Source organism: Agrobacterium larrymoorei (assembly GCF_030819275.1).
In the GTDB taxonomy this organism is placed as follows: Bacteria; Pseudomonadota; Alphaproteobacteria; order Rhizobiales; family Rhizobiaceae; genus Agrobacterium; species Agrobacterium larrymoorei_B.
The window spans coordinates 714,811-732,732 of record NZ_JAUTBL010000002.1; the positions used below are offsets into that span (position 1 = coordinate 714,811).

At 58.3% G+C, this 17,922-nt stretch carries 19 protein-coding genes; 10 read left to right on the forward strand and 9 right to left on the reverse strand.

Annotated features, from left to right (window positions below):
• The first annotated feature begins 127 nt into the window (after positions 1-127).
• The 6 genes from QE408_RS11965 (at position 128) to QE408_RS11990 (ending at position 4,200) form a co-directional block, all read left to right on the forward strand.
• Complete coding sequence (locus QE408_RS11965; RefSeq protein ID WP_306931445.1) at positions 128-511, forward strand: DUF983 domain-containing protein; 384 nt, start codon at positions 128-130, stop codon at positions 509-511.
• Positions 480-1,256 (forward strand): SURF1 family protein, encoded by a 777-nt coding sequence (locus tag QE408_RS11970; protein ID WP_306931446.1) that lies wholly within the window; start codon positions 480-482, stop codon positions 1,254-1,256. Before QE408_RS11965 ends, QE408_RS11970 begins: the two co-directional genes overlap by 32 nt.
• A 95-nt stretch (positions 1,257-1,351) precedes the next feature.
• Positions 1,352-2,398 (forward strand): 4-hydroxy-3-methylbut-2-enyl diphosphate reductase, encoded by a 1,047-nt coding sequence (gene ispH, locus QE408_RS11975; RefSeq protein WP_306931448.1) that lies wholly within the window; start codon positions 1,352-1,354, stop codon positions 2,396-2,398.
• Positions 2,399-2,429: 31 nt separating this feature from the next.
• Positions 2,430-3,398 carry a homoserine kinase gene (locus QE408_RS11980; protein ID WP_306931450.1) on the forward strand — a complete coding sequence of 323 codons (969 nt, stop codon included), beginning with the start codon at positions 2,430-2,432 and terminating at the stop codon, positions 3,396-3,398.
• Positions 3,395-3,838 (forward strand): ribonuclease HI, encoded by a 444-nt coding sequence (rnhA, locus tag QE408_RS11985; protein ID WP_306931452.1) that lies wholly within the window; start codon positions 3,395-3,397, stop codon positions 3,836-3,838. The genes QE408_RS11980 and rnhA overlap by 4 nt, the downstream gene beginning before the upstream one ends.
• A gap of 56 nt (positions 3,839-3,894) precedes the next feature.
• Complete coding sequence (locus tag QE408_RS11990; protein WP_306934778.1) at positions 3,895-4,200, forward strand: Dabb family protein; 306 nt, start codon at positions 3,895-3,897, stop codon at positions 4,198-4,200.
• A gap of 83 nt (positions 4,201-4,283) precedes the next feature.
• Here the strand turns inward: QE408_RS11990 and QE408_RS11995 are convergent, their stop codons facing one another.
• The 5 genes from QE408_RS11995 to QE408_RS12015 form a co-directional block, all read right to left on the reverse strand.
• Positions 4,284-5,180: a metal ABC transporter substrate-binding protein gene (locus QE408_RS11995; protein WP_306931454.1), complete on the reverse strand. Its 897-nt coding sequence runs from the start codon at positions 5,178-5,180 to the stop codon at positions 4,284-4,286.
• A gap of 16 nt (positions 5,181-5,196) precedes the next feature.
• Positions 5,197-6,069 carry a metal ABC transporter permease gene (locus tag QE408_RS12000; protein ID WP_306931456.1) on the reverse strand — a complete coding sequence of 291 codons (873 nt, stop codon included), beginning with the start codon at positions 6,067-6,069 and terminating at the stop codon, positions 5,197-5,199.
• Positions 6,066-6,809 carry a metal ABC transporter ATP-binding protein gene (locus QE408_RS12005; protein ID WP_306931458.1) on the reverse strand — a complete coding sequence of 248 codons (744 nt, stop codon included), beginning with the start codon at positions 6,807-6,809 and terminating at the stop codon, positions 6,066-6,068. The genes QE408_RS12000 and QE408_RS12005 overlap by 4 nt, the downstream gene beginning before the upstream one ends.
• Positions 6,810-7,089: 280 nt before the next feature.
• Positions 7,090-7,575 (reverse strand): peroxiredoxin, encoded by a 486-nt coding sequence (locus QE408_RS12010; protein ID WP_306931460.1) that lies wholly within the window; start codon positions 7,573-7,575, stop codon positions 7,090-7,092.
• Between the two features lie 86 nt (positions 7,576-7,661).
• Positions 7,662-8,507: a protein-disulfide reductase DsbD domain-containing protein gene (locus QE408_RS12015; protein ID WP_306931461.1), complete on the reverse strand. Its 846-nt coding sequence runs from the start codon at positions 8,505-8,507 to the stop codon at positions 7,662-7,664.
• 151 nt (positions 8,508-8,658) lie between these two features.
• Here QE408_RS12015 and QE408_RS12020 point away from each other — a divergent pair, with 151 nt between their 5' ends.
• The 3 genes from QE408_RS12020 (at position 8,659) to QE408_RS12030 (ending at position 10,873) form a co-directional block, all read left to right on the forward strand.
• Positions 8,659-9,264, forward strand: coding sequence for a YqgE/AlgH family protein (locus QE408_RS12020; protein ID WP_306931464.1), 606 nt, complete (start codon positions 8,659-8,661; stop codon positions 9,262-9,264).
• Positions 9,265-9,367: 103 nt separating this feature from the next.
• Positions 9,368-9,559: a CsbD family protein gene (locus QE408_RS12025; protein ID WP_306931466.1), complete on the forward strand. Its 192-nt coding sequence runs from the start codon at positions 9,368-9,370 to the stop codon at positions 9,557-9,559.
• 144 nt (positions 9,560-9,703) lie between these two features.
• Positions 9,704-10,873, forward strand: a complete 1,170-nt coding sequence (locus QE408_RS12030) for a zinc-binding metallopeptidase family protein (RefSeq protein ID WP_306931468.1) — start codon at positions 9,704-9,706, stop codon at positions 10,871-10,873.
• On the opposite strand, the gene QE408_RS12035 is transcribed toward QE408_RS12030, so the two are convergent.
• The 4 genes from QE408_RS12035 to thrC are packed head-to-tail and all read right to left on the reverse strand — an operon-like array spanning position 10,838 to position 17,103.
• Positions 10,838-13,750 (reverse strand): EAL domain-containing protein, encoded by a 2,913-nt coding sequence (locus tag QE408_RS12035; RefSeq protein ID WP_373465544.1) that lies wholly within the window; start codon positions 13,748-13,750, stop codon positions 10,838-10,840. The two genes, QE408_RS12030 and QE408_RS12035, sit on opposite strands and share 36 nt — an antisense overlap.
• Positions 13,751-13,755: 5 nt before the next feature.
• On the reverse strand, positions 13,756-14,346 hold the full coding sequence (locus tag QE408_RS12040) for a GNAT family N-acetyltransferase (RefSeq protein ID WP_306931470.1): 591 nt from the start codon (positions 14,344-14,346) through the stop codon (positions 13,756-13,758).
• Positions 14,347-14,385: 39 nt separating this feature from the next.
• A complete protein-coding gene (locus QE408_RS12045; protein ID WP_306931472.1) occupies positions 14,386-15,684 on the reverse strand; it encodes a M16 family metallopeptidase in 1,299 nt (432 codons plus the stop codon).
• Between the two features lie 21 nt (positions 15,685-15,705).
• Positions 15,706-17,103, reverse strand: a complete 1,398-nt coding sequence (thrC, locus tag QE408_RS12050; RefSeq protein ID WP_306931474.1) for a threonine synthase — start codon at positions 17,101-17,103, stop codon at positions 15,706-15,708.
• A 206-nt stretch (positions 17,104-17,309) separates the two neighbouring features.
• Here thrC and QE408_RS12055 point away from each other — a divergent pair, with 206 nt between their 5' ends.
• Positions 17,310-17,888: a PilZ domain-containing protein gene (locus tag QE408_RS12055; RefSeq protein ID WP_306931477.1), complete on the forward strand. Its 579-nt coding sequence runs from the start codon at positions 17,310-17,312 to the stop codon at positions 17,886-17,888.
• The last annotated feature ends 34 nt before the right edge of the window (positions 17,889-17,922 follow it).

The following is a 17,922-nucleotide window of genomic DNA, read 5'->3' on the forward strand; positions in this document are numbered from 1 at the left end:
CCAGGCTTGCAAAGGGCGGTGCGTTACCGCCCTGCGCCGGATGGCGAGGGCAAGTGTCGCCTCATCTAGCGGCGGTATAAGCGCGGCGTGTGGCCGCGCTTGTTGATCTGAAGAGGCCGGAGGAGCCATGAGAGAGACTACAGGCGAATTCCCTCCCGTCGATCCCATCAAAGTCGGTTTGCAAGGCTGCTGCCCGCGCTGTGGCCGAGGAAAGCTTTTCGATGGGTTTTTGAAATTGAAGCCACATTGCAGTGCCTGCGGGCTGGATTACGCTTTTGCGGATGCTGGCGATGGTCCGGCAGTCTTCGTCATGCTGATCGTCGGTTTCCTGATTATGGGTCTCGCGCTCTGGTTCGATTCCGTATTCGCTCCCCCCGTCTGGCTTCATGCGTTGATCTGGCTTCCTTTGACCGTGATCGTCTCGCTCGTTTTGCTACGTAAGCTGAAGGGCATCATGGTGGCGCTGCAATATCGTAACAATGCCAGTGAAGGCAAAATCGATCATGGCTGATTCTGGCGCTCTCAAGCCATCCCACCGGCGCTTATGGTTTGCCGGTCCGCTGGTGCTTCTCTTGCTGGTAATTCTTCTGTCGCTCGGAACGTGGCAGATGAAGCGGCTTTACTGGAAGGAAGCCTTGCTAAGTGAGATTGAGCTTCGCGTTCACTCGGCGCCCGTCGAACTCGGTGAGATTGAGACGATCGCTGCCTCCGGCGGGGATATCGAGTATCGCACCGTTCGCCTTTCCGGTGTTTTCGATCACGCCAAGGAACGGCACTTCTTCGCTACCCACCAAGGCCAGACGGGTTACTATGTCTATACGCCGCTAAAGCTGGATGATGGCCGAGAGATCTTCGTCAACCGTGGCTTTGTGCCTTACGAAATGAAAGAGCCCGCCAAGCGTGAGCAAGGTCAGGTTACCGGTCGTGTTACCATTGAAGGCTTGGCGCGGGCGCAGCTTGCATCCAAGCCGTCGATCATGCTGCCGGACAATGACGTGGGTAAGAATATCTTCTATTGGAAAGACATCCGCGCCATGGCGAAAAGCGCAGGCGTTCCGACAGACACGCTCGTGCCGTTTTTCGTCGATGCCAATGCGGCGCCCAATCCAGGTGGCTGGCCGAAGGGTGGCGTAACGCTGATCGACCTGCCCAATAATCACCTGCAATATGCGATTACATGGTACGGTCTTGCCGCCGCCCTTGTCTTCGTGGCCGGTTTTGCCTATGTGCGGGACATGAAGGGTCCGAAGAAGTAAGGCAGTCTCGCATGCGTCCAAGACCGTTCAGGTGGGACGTTGATGGGCGAATGCCCGCCGGTATCTCTGAAATGCGGGAGGCAAAAGGAGCAGGAATGAACATGGCCGTTTCCAAGCCGCCTCTTACCATCAGGCTGTGTGGCCCGCGCGGTTTCTGCGCCGGTGTCGATCGCGCGATCCAGATCGTGGTGCTGGCGCTGAAAGCCTATGGCGCACCCGTCTATGTGCGCCACGAGATCGTCCACAACCGTTACGTGGTCGAGGGGCTTGAGGCGAAAGGCGCGATCTTCGTCGAGGAACTGAACGAGATTCCTGCCGAGCATCGCCAGCAGCCGGTCGTTTTCTCCGCCCATGGCGTGCCGAAATCCGTGCCGGAAGACGCGCAGGCGCGTAACCTCTTCTATCTCGATGCCACATGCCCGCTCGTCTCCAAGGTGCACAAGCAGGCCATGCGCCACCAGCGGCTCGGTCGTCACGTCATCCTCATCGGCCATGCCGGCCATCCCGAAGTCATTGGCACCATGGGGCAATTGCCCGAAGGCACAGTGTCACTGATCGAGACGGTGGAAGATGCAGCGCTTTATCAGCCGCTCGATGCCGAAAACCTCGGCTTTGTGACGCAGACGACGCTCTCCGTCGATGATACGGCGGGCGTCATCGCCAAGCTGCAGGAGCGGTTCCCGGCCATGCAGGCACCAGCGGCCGATAGCATCTGCTATGCCACGACCAACCGGCAGGATGCGGTGAAGCAGGCGGCGCCCGGCTGTGACCTCTTCATCGTCGTCGGTGCGCCGAACTCGTCCAATTCCAAGCGTCTGGTTGAAGTAGCCTTGCGCGCCGGCGCCAAGCGTTCCGTGCTGGTCCAGCGTGCCGGTGAGATCGACTGGAGCGACATCGGCGACGTTCGCACGGTCGGCCTGTCGGCAGGCGCCTCCGCGCCGGAAGTCATTGTCGACGAGATCATCCAGTCTTTTAAAGAACGCTTCGACACGACGCTCGACCTGGCCGTGACGGTGGAAGAGACCGAGCATTTTCTGGTGAATCGCGAGTTGCGCAATATTGAACTCACCACGCAAGACATGGCATTCGTCAATGGCAGCGCGATCGATGCGCTTCCGCCAAAGGCCGTGCTGAACGGCTGATTCTTATCCATCCTCTTACAAGAGAATTCCATTGGCAGTTTACACGGACATCACCGAAGATGAGCTGAGACAGTTTCTCGGCCAATACGACGTCGGCGAATTGACCTCCTATAAGGGCATTGCCGAAGGTGTCGAAAACTCCAATTTCCTGCTGCACACGACAAAAGATCCGCTCATCCTGACCCTCTACGAGAAGCGGGTGGAAAAATCGGACCTGCCGTTTTTCCTCGGGCTGATGCAGCATCTGGCCGATAGAGGCCTTTCCTGCCCGCTGCCTTTGCCGAGAAAAGACGGCGAGCTACTTGGCGAGTTATCTGGCCGTCCCGCTGCGCTGATTTCCTTCCTCGAAGGCATGTGGCTGAGGAAGCCGGAGGCGAAGCATTGCCGCGAAGTCGGCAAGGCACTGGCGGCGATGCATCTGGCGGGCGAAGGCTTCGAGATCAAACGGCCAAACGCTCTTTCGCTGGAAGGCTGGAAAGTACTGTGGGACAAGTCTGAGGCGCGCGCCGACGAAGTCGAAAGCGGGTTGAAGGAAGAGATCGATCCCGAAATCGCCTTCCTCGCAGCCCATTGGCCGAAGGATTTGCCGTCGGGCGTTATCCATGCCGATCTCTTTCAGGACAATGTCTTCTTCCTGGGTGATGAGCTTTCCGGCCTGATCGACTTCTATTTCGCCTGTAACGATCTTCTCGCTTATGACGTCTCGATCTGCCTCAATGCCTGGTGCTTCGAGAAGGATGGCTCTTATAACGTCACCAAGGGCAAAGCGCTGCTTGAAGGCTATCAATCGGTTCGTCCGATGAGTGAAACCGAACTGGATGCCATGCCGATCCTGGCGCGTGGATCCGCGCTGCGCTTCTTCCTGACCCGCCTCTATGACTGGCTGACGACGCCGGCGGGCGCTCTGGTGGTCAAGAAGGATCCGCTCGAATATCTGCGCAAGCTGCGCTTCCACCGCTCCATCGGCAACGTGGCCGAATATGGTTTGGTGGAAGAATGAAGCACGTCGACATTTTCACCGATGGCGCCTGTTCCGGTAATCCCGGACCAGGCGGGTGGGGCGCCGTTCTTCGCTATGGCGAGGTCGAGAAGGAACTGAACGGTGGCGAGGCCGAGACCACCAACAACCGCATGGAACTGATGGCGGCCATTGAAGCGCTGAACGCACTGAAGGCTCCTTGCGAGGTCGATCTCTATACCGATAGCGCCTACGTCAAGGACGGCATCACCAAGTGGATTTTTGGCTGGAAGAAAAAGGGCTGGAAGACCGCCGACAATAAACCTGTCAAGAATGTCGAACTCTGGCAGGCGCTGGAAACGGCGCGCGAGCGACACAAGGTCACGCTGCACTGGGTCAAGGGTCATGCCGGACATCCGGAAAACGAGCGCGCCGATGAATTGGCGCGAAAAGGCATGGAACCGTTCAAACGGCGGTCATGAAGCGATGGTGTAGTCTCGGACCGAGCTGCCCAGTCGAAGAGGAGAGGCACTTGACAATACTTCACTGCGTATTCCTGCGGTTTAAATCCGCAACCACCACCGCCGAAAAGCAGGCGATCTATGAAGCGATCACAGCGCTGAAAGATGTCATTCCTGGCATTTCCGACATCAAGTGCGGTCAGAACGTATCGTCGGAAGGCTTGAATGGTGGATTTCTGGATGGCTTCATCGTCACCTTCGAGAGCACCGAGGCGCGCGACGACTATCTCGTCCATCCGGAACACGTCGAGGTTGGCGAACGTCTGGCTGGCCTGACAGATGGCGGCCTGGCCGGCATCCTCGTTTTCGACATGGCTGTTTGACGACAGGCAGCTTCATGTCCGACATCTATGATGATTGGCCCTCGTCACCCGGCTTGGGGTGACGAGGGCCAATCAGTTTCAAATCAACTGGACTTGTTGATGGCGTCCGAGATCTTGTCGACGTTGTAGCGGAACATCTTCTCATAGGTCGGGGCAGGGCCCTTCGCCTTGGATAGCGACTCGACATAAAGTTCGCCGCCGGGCGCAGCACCCGTCGCCTTTGCCACCTGCTTCACCAGTCTCGGGTCATTGGAATTTTCAAAGAAATAGGTTTTCACGTGCTCGGCCTTGATCTGCTCGATCAGCTTTGCCACGTCGCCGGCTGAGGCTTCCGTTTCCGTTGAGACACCGAGCGGCGACAGGAAGGTGACGTTATATTCGCGACCGAAGTAACCAAAGGCATCGTGGCTTGTGAGAATCTTGCGGCGATCCTGCGGGATGGGATCGAACTTCTGGTGCGCGTAACGATCCATGTCGTCAAGCTTCTGGATGTAGGCGGCGGCATTCGCCTTGAAGTCGTCCTTGTCCTCCGGATCGGCAGCGGCCAGCGTCGTCTCGATATTCTTCACCCACACCTTGACGTTGACCGGGCTGTTCCAGACATGCGGATCGGTGACGGTCTTGCCGTCCTCGTCCATTTCGCGCGTCTTGATGCCTTGGGATACATCGACAGGTGTTCCCTTGTAGCCCGACGCGGAGATCAGCCGGTCCATCCATCCTTCCAAACCAAGCCCGCTCACGAAGACGACGTCTGCCGCTTTCAGGCTTTTTGCATCCGCAGGTGAGGGTTCGAACTCATGGGGATCGCCATCCGGCTTCACCAGGCTGGTGACGGTTACGTGCTTTCCGCCCACCTGCTTCACCACATCGGCAAGCACGGTAAAGGAGGCGACGGCTTTCACCTCTCCAGCCGAGGCGGCATTGGCAAAGGCCATGGTGATGGGAAGCGCGGTCGAGAGAAGAAAAAGGCGTGGTGACATTGGCATTCTCCTAAAATTAGCCCTTCAGATGAGGGCGGGTGAAAAGGCGGGAACCAAGGCCTGCGGGCGCAATCAGAATCGAGAGCCCGTAGAGACAGGTGGCCGCGATGATGATGGTGGGGCCAGATGCCGTCTCTAAGTGATAGGAGGCGACGAGGCCGAGATAGCCGGAGGCCGCAGCACTGCCGCTGGCAATCGCCAGCATGGCGGGCAGGCTGCGTGCCCAAAGCTGGGCGATGGCCGCTGGCAGCATCATCAGGCCAACGGCCATCAGCGTTCCAAGCGCCTGGAAACTTGCGACCAGATTGATGACGACCAGCAGCAGGAATGCCACGTGATAGATCGGCCCGCGGCCGCCAACGGCGCGCAGGAAGCCCGGATCGAAACACTCGGTCACGAGTGGGCGATAGATGAAGGCCATCACCACCAGTGTCAGCGAAGTAATGGCGCCGATCTGATAAAGCGCCGGTGCGTCGATAGCTAGGATCGTGCCGAACAGCACATGCAGCAGATCGACATTCGAGCCGTGCAGCGAGACGATCAGAACGCCAAGCGCGAGCGACGCCAGATAGAAACTCGCAAAACTCGCATCTTCCTGAAGCGGCGTTACGCGGCTGACAATACCGGAAAGAAGTGCCACGGAGAGCCCCGCCACGAGGCCACCGAGCCCCATGGCCGTCAAGGACAGCGAGCCGGCCACCAGATAGCCGATCGCCGCGCCCGGCAAGATGGCGTGGCTCAGCGCATCGCCCATCAGGCTCATCCGCCGCAGGGCAAGCAGCACGCCGATGGGGCTTGCGCCGAGAGAGAGGCAAAGGCAGGCGACCAGCGCACGCCGCATGAAGCCGTAATCGTGAAACGGCGCAATGAAAAGGTCATAGGCCGTCATGCCGCTGGCTCGCAAATGTCGCTATTCTCATCCCAGCGCTCCGCCATGGCGCGGGCGCGCAGGAGGTTGGCAGGCGACATCACATCGGCTGTTGCGCCCCAGCCGACGAGCTCGCGGGCGATCAACAATGTCTGGGGGAAATGCGCTCGCACCTGATCGAAATCGTGCAGCACGGCGATCACGGTGCGTCCCTCGCCATGCCAACGGGCAACGATGTCGAGCAGGTCGCGCGTTGTTCTGGCATCGATGGCTGTAAAAGGCTCATCGAGCAGAATAACCTTGGCATCCTGCACTAGAAGCCGCGCAAAAAGCACACGCTGGAACTGCCCGGCTGACAGCGAGCCAATAGGCCGCTTCTCGAAACCCTCAAGACCGACGGCCGACAATGCGCGACCACCTGCGTTCAACTGCTCATTCGTGAGACGTCCAAATGCGCCCGCGATCTTCCAGGCCCCGAGCAGCACGGTATCGAGCACAGAGATCGGAAAGCGCCGGTTGATATCTGCCGCTTGTGGAAGATAGCCGAAGTCTGTTCGCCTCAAGGAGTGGATGATCTGGCCTTCCGATGGCCGCAACTCTCCGATGATGGATTTGAGCAACGTGGATTTGCCCGCGCCATTGGGTCCGGCAATGGCCGTCAGGCTCCCGGCATGAAACGCACCAGACACATGATGCACCGCCGGATGTCGCTCATAGGCAACAGTCAGGTTTTCGATGCGAAGGATGGATGGCTCTGTCATGGAAGAATGACCGCCCAATAGATCGCTGCCCATAGAGGCAGGAGGAGCAGGAGAACCAGCAAAATACGGTGAGCTGCGGATTGGCGCAGCAGGGGAGGCAGGAAGGACAAACGCAGCATGGCGCGCTCACAAAAATGTTATACCGTTACCGTTATGGTGTAACAATTGAGGCGGAAGAATGGCGGGCCTCGTGAGGTTTCGTCAGGGCGCAGGATAGCCTGAAACGTAAAAGGCCCGGCTGAATGCCGGGCCAGTTTTCGATGAGCTGTTTATCGAAAGATCAGAGCTGTTCGATCATCGTGGCGGCGGAGGAAACAGTAGCCTGGCCGGGATTGTCTTCGATGTTCAAGGACTTGACCACGCCATCTTCCACTAGCATGGAATAGCGCTTGGAGCGCACGCCGAGACCGCCAGCGGAAAGGTCTGCATCAAGGCCAAGCGCCTTGGTAAAGGATGCGTCCCAGTCTGCCAGGAAGTGGATCTTGCCCTGGCCGCCGCTGGACTGCGCCCATGCACCCATGACGTGCCAGTCATTGACGGCGACGACGGCGATATCGTCCACGCCGCGTGCAAGGATGGCGTCACGATTTTCCAGATAGCCGGGCAGATGGTTCAAAGAGCAGGTTGGCGTGAATGCGCCGGGAACGGCAAAGACGACAACCTTCTTGCCGCTGAAAAGCTCGTCGGTCGTGGTTTCGACAGGGCCGTCCGGGGTCTTTTCCTTGAATGTGGCGGAAGGCAGCTTGTCGCCGATCTTGATGGTCATAATATCGCTCCTGTGGCAATGACGGCGCGACTATAGAGCATGATCGAGAAAACTGTGAAGCCGTTTTCTCGGATAGCTGAGATCCCTTACTGAGCGGGGAAATTCAGCGGCGCTTCCATGGCGCGCGCTCCGGATTTGACCAGAATGTGCCAGCTCTGCCCCTTTGGATTGTAGCTCTTCGGCAGACCCTTGATGTTCATGTAGAAGGAAAGCTTGCGCTTGTCGCGCACAAGGTTTTGCGGCTCGAAATAGGCATATCCCGATGGGCCGGCGACGTAGATATCGGCCTCCTTCGGCGCTCCCTCGGGCAAATACAACTCCACACCGAGCAGGGTCTTGTCCGGGGTGATGTGGAAGTTGACTACCTTGAAATCATCCGATGGTGCCTCTGGAAGATTTGCCTTGCTCGACTGGATGAAAGCGACCTCTTCTTCCGTGGCTTCTGCCTTCCTGTCGATGTCGAAGCTGGCTTCGAAAGGAATGCAGATGTTGAGGCAGACACCGATAAAGGCCGTCAGCTTGGCCGCGTCGGCTTCGTGCCCAGCACCAGATTGCAGTGTGATCGGGAAGTTCACAGGCTGGTCGTAGCCGATATCCGTGATGTCATCGTTCTTTATCAGCTTCGGCACGGGAAACGACATGGAGGACAGCGTCACACCGCTTGCCGCGTCTGGCTTCAACTGCGGAGGAATGCCAGCTTCGCCCGGTTCACGCCAGTAAGTGATCCAGCCGGGCTTGAGATCGATCTGAAGCACCGCCTCGATTTTCCCGCTGCTATCGGGGGCCAAGCTGACGATGCGCATGCGCCCACCTTCGCTCGTTGCCCATTCGGTCGTATCGGCCTTGGCAGTGTCTCCAACGGCAAGCGTGGATAAGAGCGCAATAGAAGCGATGAGAAAAGTGCGAAGGGAGGAGAAGAACGAAAGGGTCATAGTCTTCGTCTACCGCAAGCGGCGCGAAGCGACCAGTTACGATTTCGTCTCATTCATCATTTTCGGTTGATTGATGGGGCCGGATGCCGCATCCTTATCAAAAGGTGAAACCAGACCGGCGTCGCTATGGGGCGCTGATGGGGAGGCGCTCTTGGCTTTTTCGACCCTCATGGACAAGAAGGAACGAGGCTTTCTGGATGGTCAGTTTCTGATCGCCATGCCGGGGCTCGCCAACAGCGCCTTCGAGCGCTCCGTCATTTACATCTGCGCGCATTCGCAGGCCGGGGCCATGGGATTCATCATCAATCGCGGGCAGCAGATCACTTTCACCGACGTTCTGCTGCACCTCAAGATCATGGACAGCAACGATGCCATCATGCTGCCCAACCGCACGCGCGAGTTTCCCATTCAGTTTGGCGGGCCGGTGGAGACGGGTAGGGGCTTTGTGCTGCACTCGGATGATTACTCCAGCGAGTCCAGCATTCCTGTCAGCGACGACATCTCGCTGACCGCCACACTTGACATCGTGCGGGCCATTTCCAATGGTCGGATGCCACAGCGCGCAACCATGCTGCTCGGCTATGCCGGTTGGGCGCCAGGGCAACTCGAAAACGAAATCGCCAATAATGGTTGGCTGAATTGCCCCGCCTCGGAAGAATTGATCTTCGACCGGTCTCTGGATGACAAGTATGAGCGCGCCCTTGCTTTGATGGGCGTTGATCCGCGCATGCTTTCGGCCGAGGCAGGGCATGCCTGATCTTCGCTACGAAAGCGTAAGATCCAGAGGAACAAAATTATATTCATGACGTTTTCTCCCCGGTAGCCAGCACCGAGCCTGGCATAAACTAGGGAGAATGATCATGGGTAGCACATCCGACAAGATCGCTGGTAAGGCAAATGAAGTTGCTGGCAAGGTAAAGCAGAGCGTCGGTTCTGCCACTGGCAACGACCGTGTGCGCGCTGAAGGTGCTGTACAGGAAACCAAGGGCAAGGTCCAGGTCGCTGCTGGCAAGGCCAAGGATGCCGTTAAAGACACCGTCGACAGAATGTAACAGGACCGCGACGTCTTCGAAATGAGACGGTCGCGACCTGAATGACCTTCAAAGGTCGCAGAGCGCATGTGTTGAAACTCGGCACATGCGCTCTTCGCTTGTGCAGTCAATTTCGCCAATCAGTCGTGATACCCGGAGATAGTGATGCAACTTTTCTCGTGCGCTGCCTGCGGACAGCCCGTTCACTTCGATAACCGCTCCTGTGTTCGATGCGGTCATCGTCTTGCCTTCGTACCGGAGACGCTTTCAATGGAAGCGTTGGATCCAGCAGGCGACCCCCTATGGACGCTGGTATCGAGGCCTGATCATCAGGTTCGCTTCTGCGCCAATGAAGTCAACGACATCTGCAACTGGGCAGTGCCATCTGACAGCGAAACGCCGTTCTGCCCCGCCTGCAACCATAACCGTCTTGTGCCGGATGCCTCCACCCAGGAAGGCATTGAACAATGGCGGCGTCTTAGCCAGGCCCAGCGGCATCTCTTCTACTCCATGCTGCGCTTGAATCTGCCCCATCCGAACCGCGATGCCGATCCGCGGGGCGGCTTGGTGTTCGACTTCCTGGTGGATGAGATCGCTCCCGACGGATCCGTGATCCCTGCCATGACGGGCCATGATGAGGGCCTCATCGCCATTCGCGCGGCTGAAGCGGATGATGTGACGCGTGAGCAGGTCCGCGCCAATATGAACGAGCCCTACCGGACCATGCTTGGTCATTTCCGCCACGAGGTCGGTCACTTCATCTGGAACAAGCTGGTCCGCGACGCTGGCCGCCTTGAGGCTTTCCGCGCCGCATTCGGCGACGAGCGCGAGGATTATGGCGAGGCGCTGAAACGCAATTACGAAGAAGGACCGAAGCCCGGCTGGCAGGAGATCTACATCAGCTCCTACGCCTCGGTTCATCCTTGGGAGGACTTCGCCGAGTGCTTTGCCCACTATCTCCACATCGTCGACACGCTTGAAACGGCCCATGCTTTTGGCATTGCCATCGAGCCGGAAGGTCATGAGGAAATGGCAACGGAAGTGGCGTTCGATCCCTATCGTGCAAGAAGCGCGCAGCGACTGGTCAATGCATGGGTGCCGCTCAGCGTTGCGCTGAACTCCATGCAGCGTAGTATGGGTGAGGCAGATCTCTACCCCTTCGTTCTGGTGCCGGCTGTCGTCGAGAAGCTACAATTCGTCCATGACTTGCTACATGGAAAAATCCCGGCGAATTCCGACTTCGGCGGACAAGGACCAGTCACAGACTATCAGGCCTCTCAGCCGCAAGCCGAGCAGCAGTCAGGCGCGTTTGAAAACCTGAAAGCGCTCGCGTAGCAACCGAAGTGCTGCGTCCGGCGTATCCGGCGTCCCAAACAGGAAGCTCTGCCCGTAATGACAATTCATGCGGGCGAGCTCCGCCGCATCCTCAGGCGTTTCGATGCCTTCCGCCACCACCTGCATTTCAAGCGCACGCGCCATGGCAATGATCGAGCGAAGCAGCACGTTTCGCTTGTCACTGGTGTTGGCAATCAGTGCCTTGTCGAGCTTGATCGTGTCGAAGGGGAAGCGCGTCAGATAGGCAAGTGACGAATAGCCGGTGCCGAAATCGTCGAGCGCGAGACTGAGGCCGGTCTCCTTGAGCTTCGCCAGAACGAGCCGCGCCTGCTCAGGATTCTCCATGACGATCGATTCCGTCAGCTCCAGCTTAAGTTGCTGCGGATTGCAGCGTGTCCGCTGCAGCATGCTACGAACGTCGTTATAGAGTTCGTTGTTCAGCAGTTGCGCACTGGAAATATTAACCGAGATGAAGATCGGCAGCTTGTCGATCGCATGTTGCCAATCCATCAAATCATTTGCCGCGCGCTCCAGCGCGAACATGCCAAGTGGTTCGATAAGGCCGGAAGCCTCCGCAATCGGAATGAATTCACTTGGCGGGATATTGCCGCGCTTAGGGTGTTCCCAGCGCATCAAGGCTTCAAAGCCAGCTAGATCGCCATTGTCCAGTTTAACAATCGGCTGATAGGCAAGCGTGAGCTCCTTGCGTTCAAGCGCGCGGCGTAGGTCGCTTTCCATTTGCAGACGGTCGGTACCGGACGTACGGAAGGCGGGACGGAAGGGCTCGACGCGGTTGCCGCCCGCGCGTTTTGCACGGTACATGGCAAGTTCCGCGTCGCTCAACAGACCAGGGGCGTTTTCCTGTTGGTCGATCCAGGACACCAGACCGATCGAAGCCGTCAGGATGATCTCGCGATTGGCGAAATTGATCGGCACCATGATCGCCTTGTTCACTGCATCGGCAAAGTCGGCCACGCGCTGTGGGTCGCGTTCCGAGACGAGGATCAGGCCGAACTCGTCGCCGCCAAGACGCGCTAGCGTATCCTGAGGCTTTAGAAGACGGCGCAGACGGCGCGTCAGTGCGATCAGAATGTTGTCGCCAGCGGCAATCCCAAGCGTGTCATTCACCAGCTTGTAGCGATCGATATCGATGGCCATCACCGTGGGGCGAACCGTATCGCCATCTGGCGCCAGGTTTAACATAGATTGCAGACGGTCGAGGAAGACCTGACGGTTCGGAAGGCCGGTCAGATTGTCGTTCAGCGCGTCCTGCAACAGGCGCTCGACGGAATTCTTTTGCTCTGTGATGTCGGTAATGGTGCCGACGCAACGGATAATTTCGCCGTTCGAACCGAGAACAGGACGCGCGCGGATTTGCAGCCAATGGAAGTGTCCGTCTTCGGCGCGAATGCGGAACTCATGGTTCAGCCGCCCTTTGCGATGATCCAGCAACACGTCGAGCGTCGCCTTGAACCGGTCGCGGTCGTCCGGGTGCAGGCGAGGCAGCCAGTTGCGCGCAGCGCCATGCATCGTGCCGGGATGCAGTCCGAGCTTGATCGATACGTCAGGTGTCGTGACGATGCGGTCACGCGTCACGTCCCAATCCCACACCGTATCGCCGCTGCCGGTCAGCGCCAGCGACTGGCGCTCGAGATCGGAGAAGAGGCCTTGCTGGTAAGCACTTCCGGCAAAAGCATGCTGAATGACGGTAAAGCCGATCAGAAGCACGATGAGAACGAGGCCACCGCCAAGCGCCGGCTGTACGATGTCATTGTCCAACTGGCCCGTCACCGTCAGCCAGCCGCCGAAGAGCCAAACAAGGATCAGCGCCCAGGACGGCACGAGCAGAATGGCGCGGTCGTAGCGGTTGAAGCCGAGATAGATGATCAGCACGATACCGACGGTCGCGGTCAGCGCGAAGGAAACGCGCGCGATCCCCGATGCAATCGATGGATCGTAGATCGCCACGCCGAAAAGCGCGCCCAGTCCGATGATCCAGGCGAATGTCGCGTAACCCAGATGCGCGTGCCATCTGTTCAAATTCAGATAGGTGAACAGGAAGACCACGAAGCTGGAGGCGAGCGCCACTTCGGCGCCCGCCCTCCACATTCGCTCGTCGCTTGATGTTACGGTGATGAGCTTTTCGAGGAAGCCGAAATCGACGCAGATATAGGCAAGCACCGCCCAGGCGAGTGCCGCCGAAGCCGGCAGAACCGACGTGCCCTTGACGACGAAAAGAATGGTCAGAAGAACGGCGAGAAGACCGGCGATCCCCAGCACGATGCCGCGATAGAGCGTGAAGGCGTTGATCGTGTCCTTGTAGGCCTCCGGCTCCCAGAGATAGAGCTGCGGCAGCTGTGGGGTGGAAAGCTCTGCCACGAAAGTAATGACCGCGCCCGGGTTCAGCGTAATGCGGAAGACGTCGGCGTCGGGGCTTGGCTGGCGGTCCAACGCAAAGCCTTCGCTCGGGGTGATGGCGATGATCCGCTGCGAGCCGAGATCCGGCCAGAAGAGCTTGGAATTGACCAGACGGAAGTGCGGCGCGACGATGACGCGCTCAAGCTGCTCTTCCGAGACGTTGGCAAGCGCAAAGACCGCCCAGTCGCCTTGGTGGGCGGGAGAGCTTGCGCGCACTTCGATGCGCCGGCGAATACCGTCCGGCCCCGGAGCGGTCGAAACCTGAAAGGCCTCGCCCTGGTTGGCGTAGATATCGGTGGTGGCGGTCAGATCGAGCGCATTGTCGTCGCGGGAAATCTTGACCGGCTCGAAGGCGAACGCCTGGCTGGAGAAAACGGCGCAGAAGAACAGCAGCGCTGTCGCACATGTTTTCGCCGGTAGGTGTTTCAACAGGCGCGACACAAGGCTCATATATGTCATCAATCTCACTGAGTCCTGCCGGAACCGTGTTTATCGGCAATCAGCGAAAACATGACGTGGTCCCGCCACTCGCCGTTTATTTTCAAATATTCGCGCAAGAGGCCTTCCCGCTGAAAGCCGGCATTTTCGAGCAGCCGGATGCTTTTGAAGTTGTCTGGAATACAGGCTGCCTCAATACGGTGCAACTGAAGTCCATTGAAGATGTAGGGTATTACCAGTTTTAATGCGGCAGACATATGGCCGTGACGCGCATGGGCTTCACCCATCCAATATCCGATCATGCAGCTTTGTGCAGCACCCCTGCGGATGTAGCCGATGGTGATGCCACCGATCAGCGTTCCGTCCGCAAGAAAGAGCAGAAGTGAGACGGCCGTGCCGGAGGAAAATTCCTGGTTGTTGCGGGTGACGCGTACGCGAAACGAACTTTCGGTCAGTTCGTCGCTTCGCCAGGTCGGCTCCCATGGCTGAAGAAAGCCGCGGCTTTCCGATCGCAGCTTGTGCCACTGGCGGTAGTCGGAATAACGCGGCAGTCTCAGCAGATAGTTTGCGTTGCGAAGTTCCGGCGTATCACTGTTGCGGGAGAGAAAGCGCAGCATCTAGTCATCCAACACCATGCTGCGGATCAGTCTCTGCCGTCAGCCGTTTGCCGTTATCTTCATGGATGGCGCCGCAGAAAGCCCCGCCGTGATGTCAGACAGCGGCGCGAGGTTTTCCAAGGGGCCGATCGCGGACAATGTCGGGACTTTATCGAAAAACAGACGTCCTGCAAGATCGGTCAACCGCTCGCGAGTGATGTCGCCAAGGCGCGTCATCATCTCGTCATTGGGGATGGGACGACCGTAGAGCATCATCTGGCGGGCAATCTGGCCAGCGCGTGCCGCTGGGCTTTCCTGGCCCATCAGCAACTGCGCACGGATCTGCGCCCGAGCGCGATCAATCTCTTCTTGATAGATGACCTCGGAGGACTTGCGCAGTTCTTCGGTGATGACCGGAACCAGTTCCGCCAGATCGCTGCTGCCGGTTGCGGCGTGAATGCCGAAAATGCCGGTATCGGAAAAGCCCCAGTGGAAGGCGTAGACCGAATAGCAAAGACCGCGATATTCGCGCACTTCCTGGAAGAGGCGGGACGACATGCCGCCGCCAAGAATATTGGCCAGAATCTGCGAACAGTAGAAGTCGCGGGCGTGGTAGGCCTTGCCCTCGAAGCCGAGCAGAATCTGCGCATCCATAAGATCGCGCGTCTCGCGGATTTCGCCGCCCGTATAGATGGCTTTTTCGATGATCGGCGTGGCTTCGGGCTTTTGCGGCAGGCTGGAAAAGCGCTGTTCGACCTGCTTGACGAAGATTTCGTGATCGACAGCGCCGGCCGCAACGACGAAGATCCGGTCCGTCGTGTAATTGCGACCGAGATAATGGCGGATCTGCGCCGTGGTGAAGGACTGTACCGTTTCCGGTGTACCAAGGATCGGGCGACCGATGGTCTGGTCGCGATAGGCAACGCCGGAAAAATTATCGAACACGACGTCATCGGGCGTGTCGGTGGCCGCACCGATTTCCTGCAGGATGACGTTCTTTTCACGTTCGAGTTCCGCCTCGTCGAAAGCGGACTCCGTCAGGATATCGGCAAGAATGTCGACAGCCAGCGGAACGTGATCCTTCAGCACGCGAGCATAATAGGATGTGGTTTCGGTGGAAGTCGCGGCGTTGACTTCGCCGCCGACATTCTCGATCTCCTCGGCGATCTGCCGCGCCGTGCGGCGCGCCGTACCCTTGAACGCCATATGCTCGAGCAGATGCGCGATGCCGTGCTCGTCATCCGTCTCGTTGCGCGAACCTGATTTTATCCACACGCCGAGAGCAACGCTTTCGAGGTGAGGCATTCTTTCGGTGACGACTGTCAACCCGGACGACAACCGGGTTACGTTCACATTCATTTCCACGTCTTTCCGCGTCGCTCAGTCGTTGGCGCGAGCATGCTTGCCGATGAAGGTCTCCACGGCGTCAAGCTCTGCTTCCAGGACGTCGAAACGCTCCTCCCGGTTCATAAGATCAGCTAGCCATACTGGTAGGGCAGGATCAATTGCGCAAGCGGATTTTACGGCGTCGGGGAATTTCGCCGGATGCGCGGTGGAAAGAACCACCATCGGGCTGTTTGTTTTTTCGTACTTTTTCGCTACATGAACCGCCGTTGCCGTGTGCGGATCGAGCAGATAACCGGTCTCGTTCAGCGTATCGCGAATGGTCGCGGCGACTTGCTTTTCGGTCGCACGACCTGCGCGGAAGTCTCGCTTGATCACCTTCATCGCCGCTTCGGAAATCTGGAAGGCGCCCGATTGCTTCAGGCCATCCATAGAACGCTTGATCTCGTTCGAGTCGCGATCATAGGCTTCAAAAAGCAAGCGCTCAAAATTCGAAGAAATCTGGATGTCCATCGACGGCGAGGTGGTGGCGTGCACGCCGCGCATCTCGTAGCGGCCAGTCTTCAGGGTGCGCGCCAGAATGTCGTTGTCATTGGTGGCAATCACCAGCTTGTCGATCGGCAGGCCCATCTGCTTGGCCACGTAGCCCGCAAAAATATCGCCGAAGTTGCCAGTCGGCACAGTGAAGGAAACCTTGCGGTCCGGCGCGCCGAGCGAAATGGCGGTGGTGAAGTAATAGACCACCTGCGCCATGATGCGCGCCCAGTTGATCGAGTTCACACCGGAAAGCTTGACGCCATCACGGAATTTAGCGTCGTTGAACATCTCTTTGACGAGGTTCTGGCAGTCGTCGAAGTTTCCGTTGATTGCAAGCGCATGCACGTTCGAAGCGGTGGAACTGGTCATCTGACGCTGCTGCACCGGCGAGACCTTGCCATGCGGGAAGAGAATGAAGATGTCGGTGCGGTCGCGACCGGCAAAGGCATCGATCGCGGCGCCGCCCGTGTCGCCGGATGTGGCGCCAACGATCGTCGCACGTTGGCCACGTTGCGCAAGGGTGTAGTCCATCAGCCGGGCGAGCAACTGCATGGCGACATCCTTGAACGCCAATGTCGTGCCATGGAAAAGTTCGAGAATGAAGCTGTTCGGCCCGGTCTGCACGAGCGGAGCGACGGCCGGATGACGGAAGGTCGCGTAGGCGTCGTCGATCATCGAACGGAAATCCTTTTCAGGAATTTCCCCGCCGGTGAAGCGATAAAGGACCTCGAACGCGATGTCCTGATAACTTTTGCCACGAAGTGCGCGAATTTCCTTCTTTTTCATCGTCGGCCATTCGCTCGGAACGTAAAGGCCGCCATCGCGCGCGAGACCTGCCAGCAGCGCATCGGAAAAACCAAGCGATGGGGCGCTGCCCCTGGTCGAAACATATTTCACGGAAATCGTCCTTCGTCGTCGTCACCAGTCAAGCCGTACGAACCACTGGCGCGGGAATTTCGTCCATTTTGCAAAAATGGCGCAAATCCGAACGCAACCATCGATTTTTTCCGGCGCCGCTGCTATAGACCATCGCCGACAGGCAAGGAAGGCCAATAAATTGCATCTCCGGCCTGTCGCGGAATTGTTTTAGAGGGTGGAACAGAGTGACAGGGACTATTTTGCGTTTATCCGCCGCAGCATCGCTGCTTGCCGTGCTTGCGGGTTGCAATTCTTCCAATCCATCGGATTCGCTGGCGGTCAATCCTCCGGCTGCACAGGCTGCAACCGCCCCCGTCGTGCAGGCAAACTGCCCACCCATTACCGTGCTGGATACCAATGCCGTCCATCAGGTCTATGCCGGCACCAAGGGTGATCCAAGCAAGCTCGTCTATCAGGCGTCGATTTCCGATACGACACGTTCCTGCAGTATGAGTGACTCCACCCTGACGGTGAATGTCTTCGCTCAGGGCCGCGTGGTTCCAGGTCCTCTTTCCAAGCCAGGTCGTGTCAATCTGCCGATCCGCGTGACGGTGAAGGATGGCGACGGCGAAATCTTCTCGCAGGTCACCAGCCTCGGCGTGGATGTTCCCGCTGGGGCCGCAGGCACGCAGTTCATCTTCAACAACCCGAATGTCGCCATTCCGAATGGTCCCGGCGGCGCATCGAAGCAGACCAATGTCTTCATTTCGTTTGACGAAGGTGGCGCCAAGGCCAGCAGCAAGAAGGGTGGCCGTAGGGGCTGAGATCAGATCCGACTCCAAAGCATGTTTTCAGAAG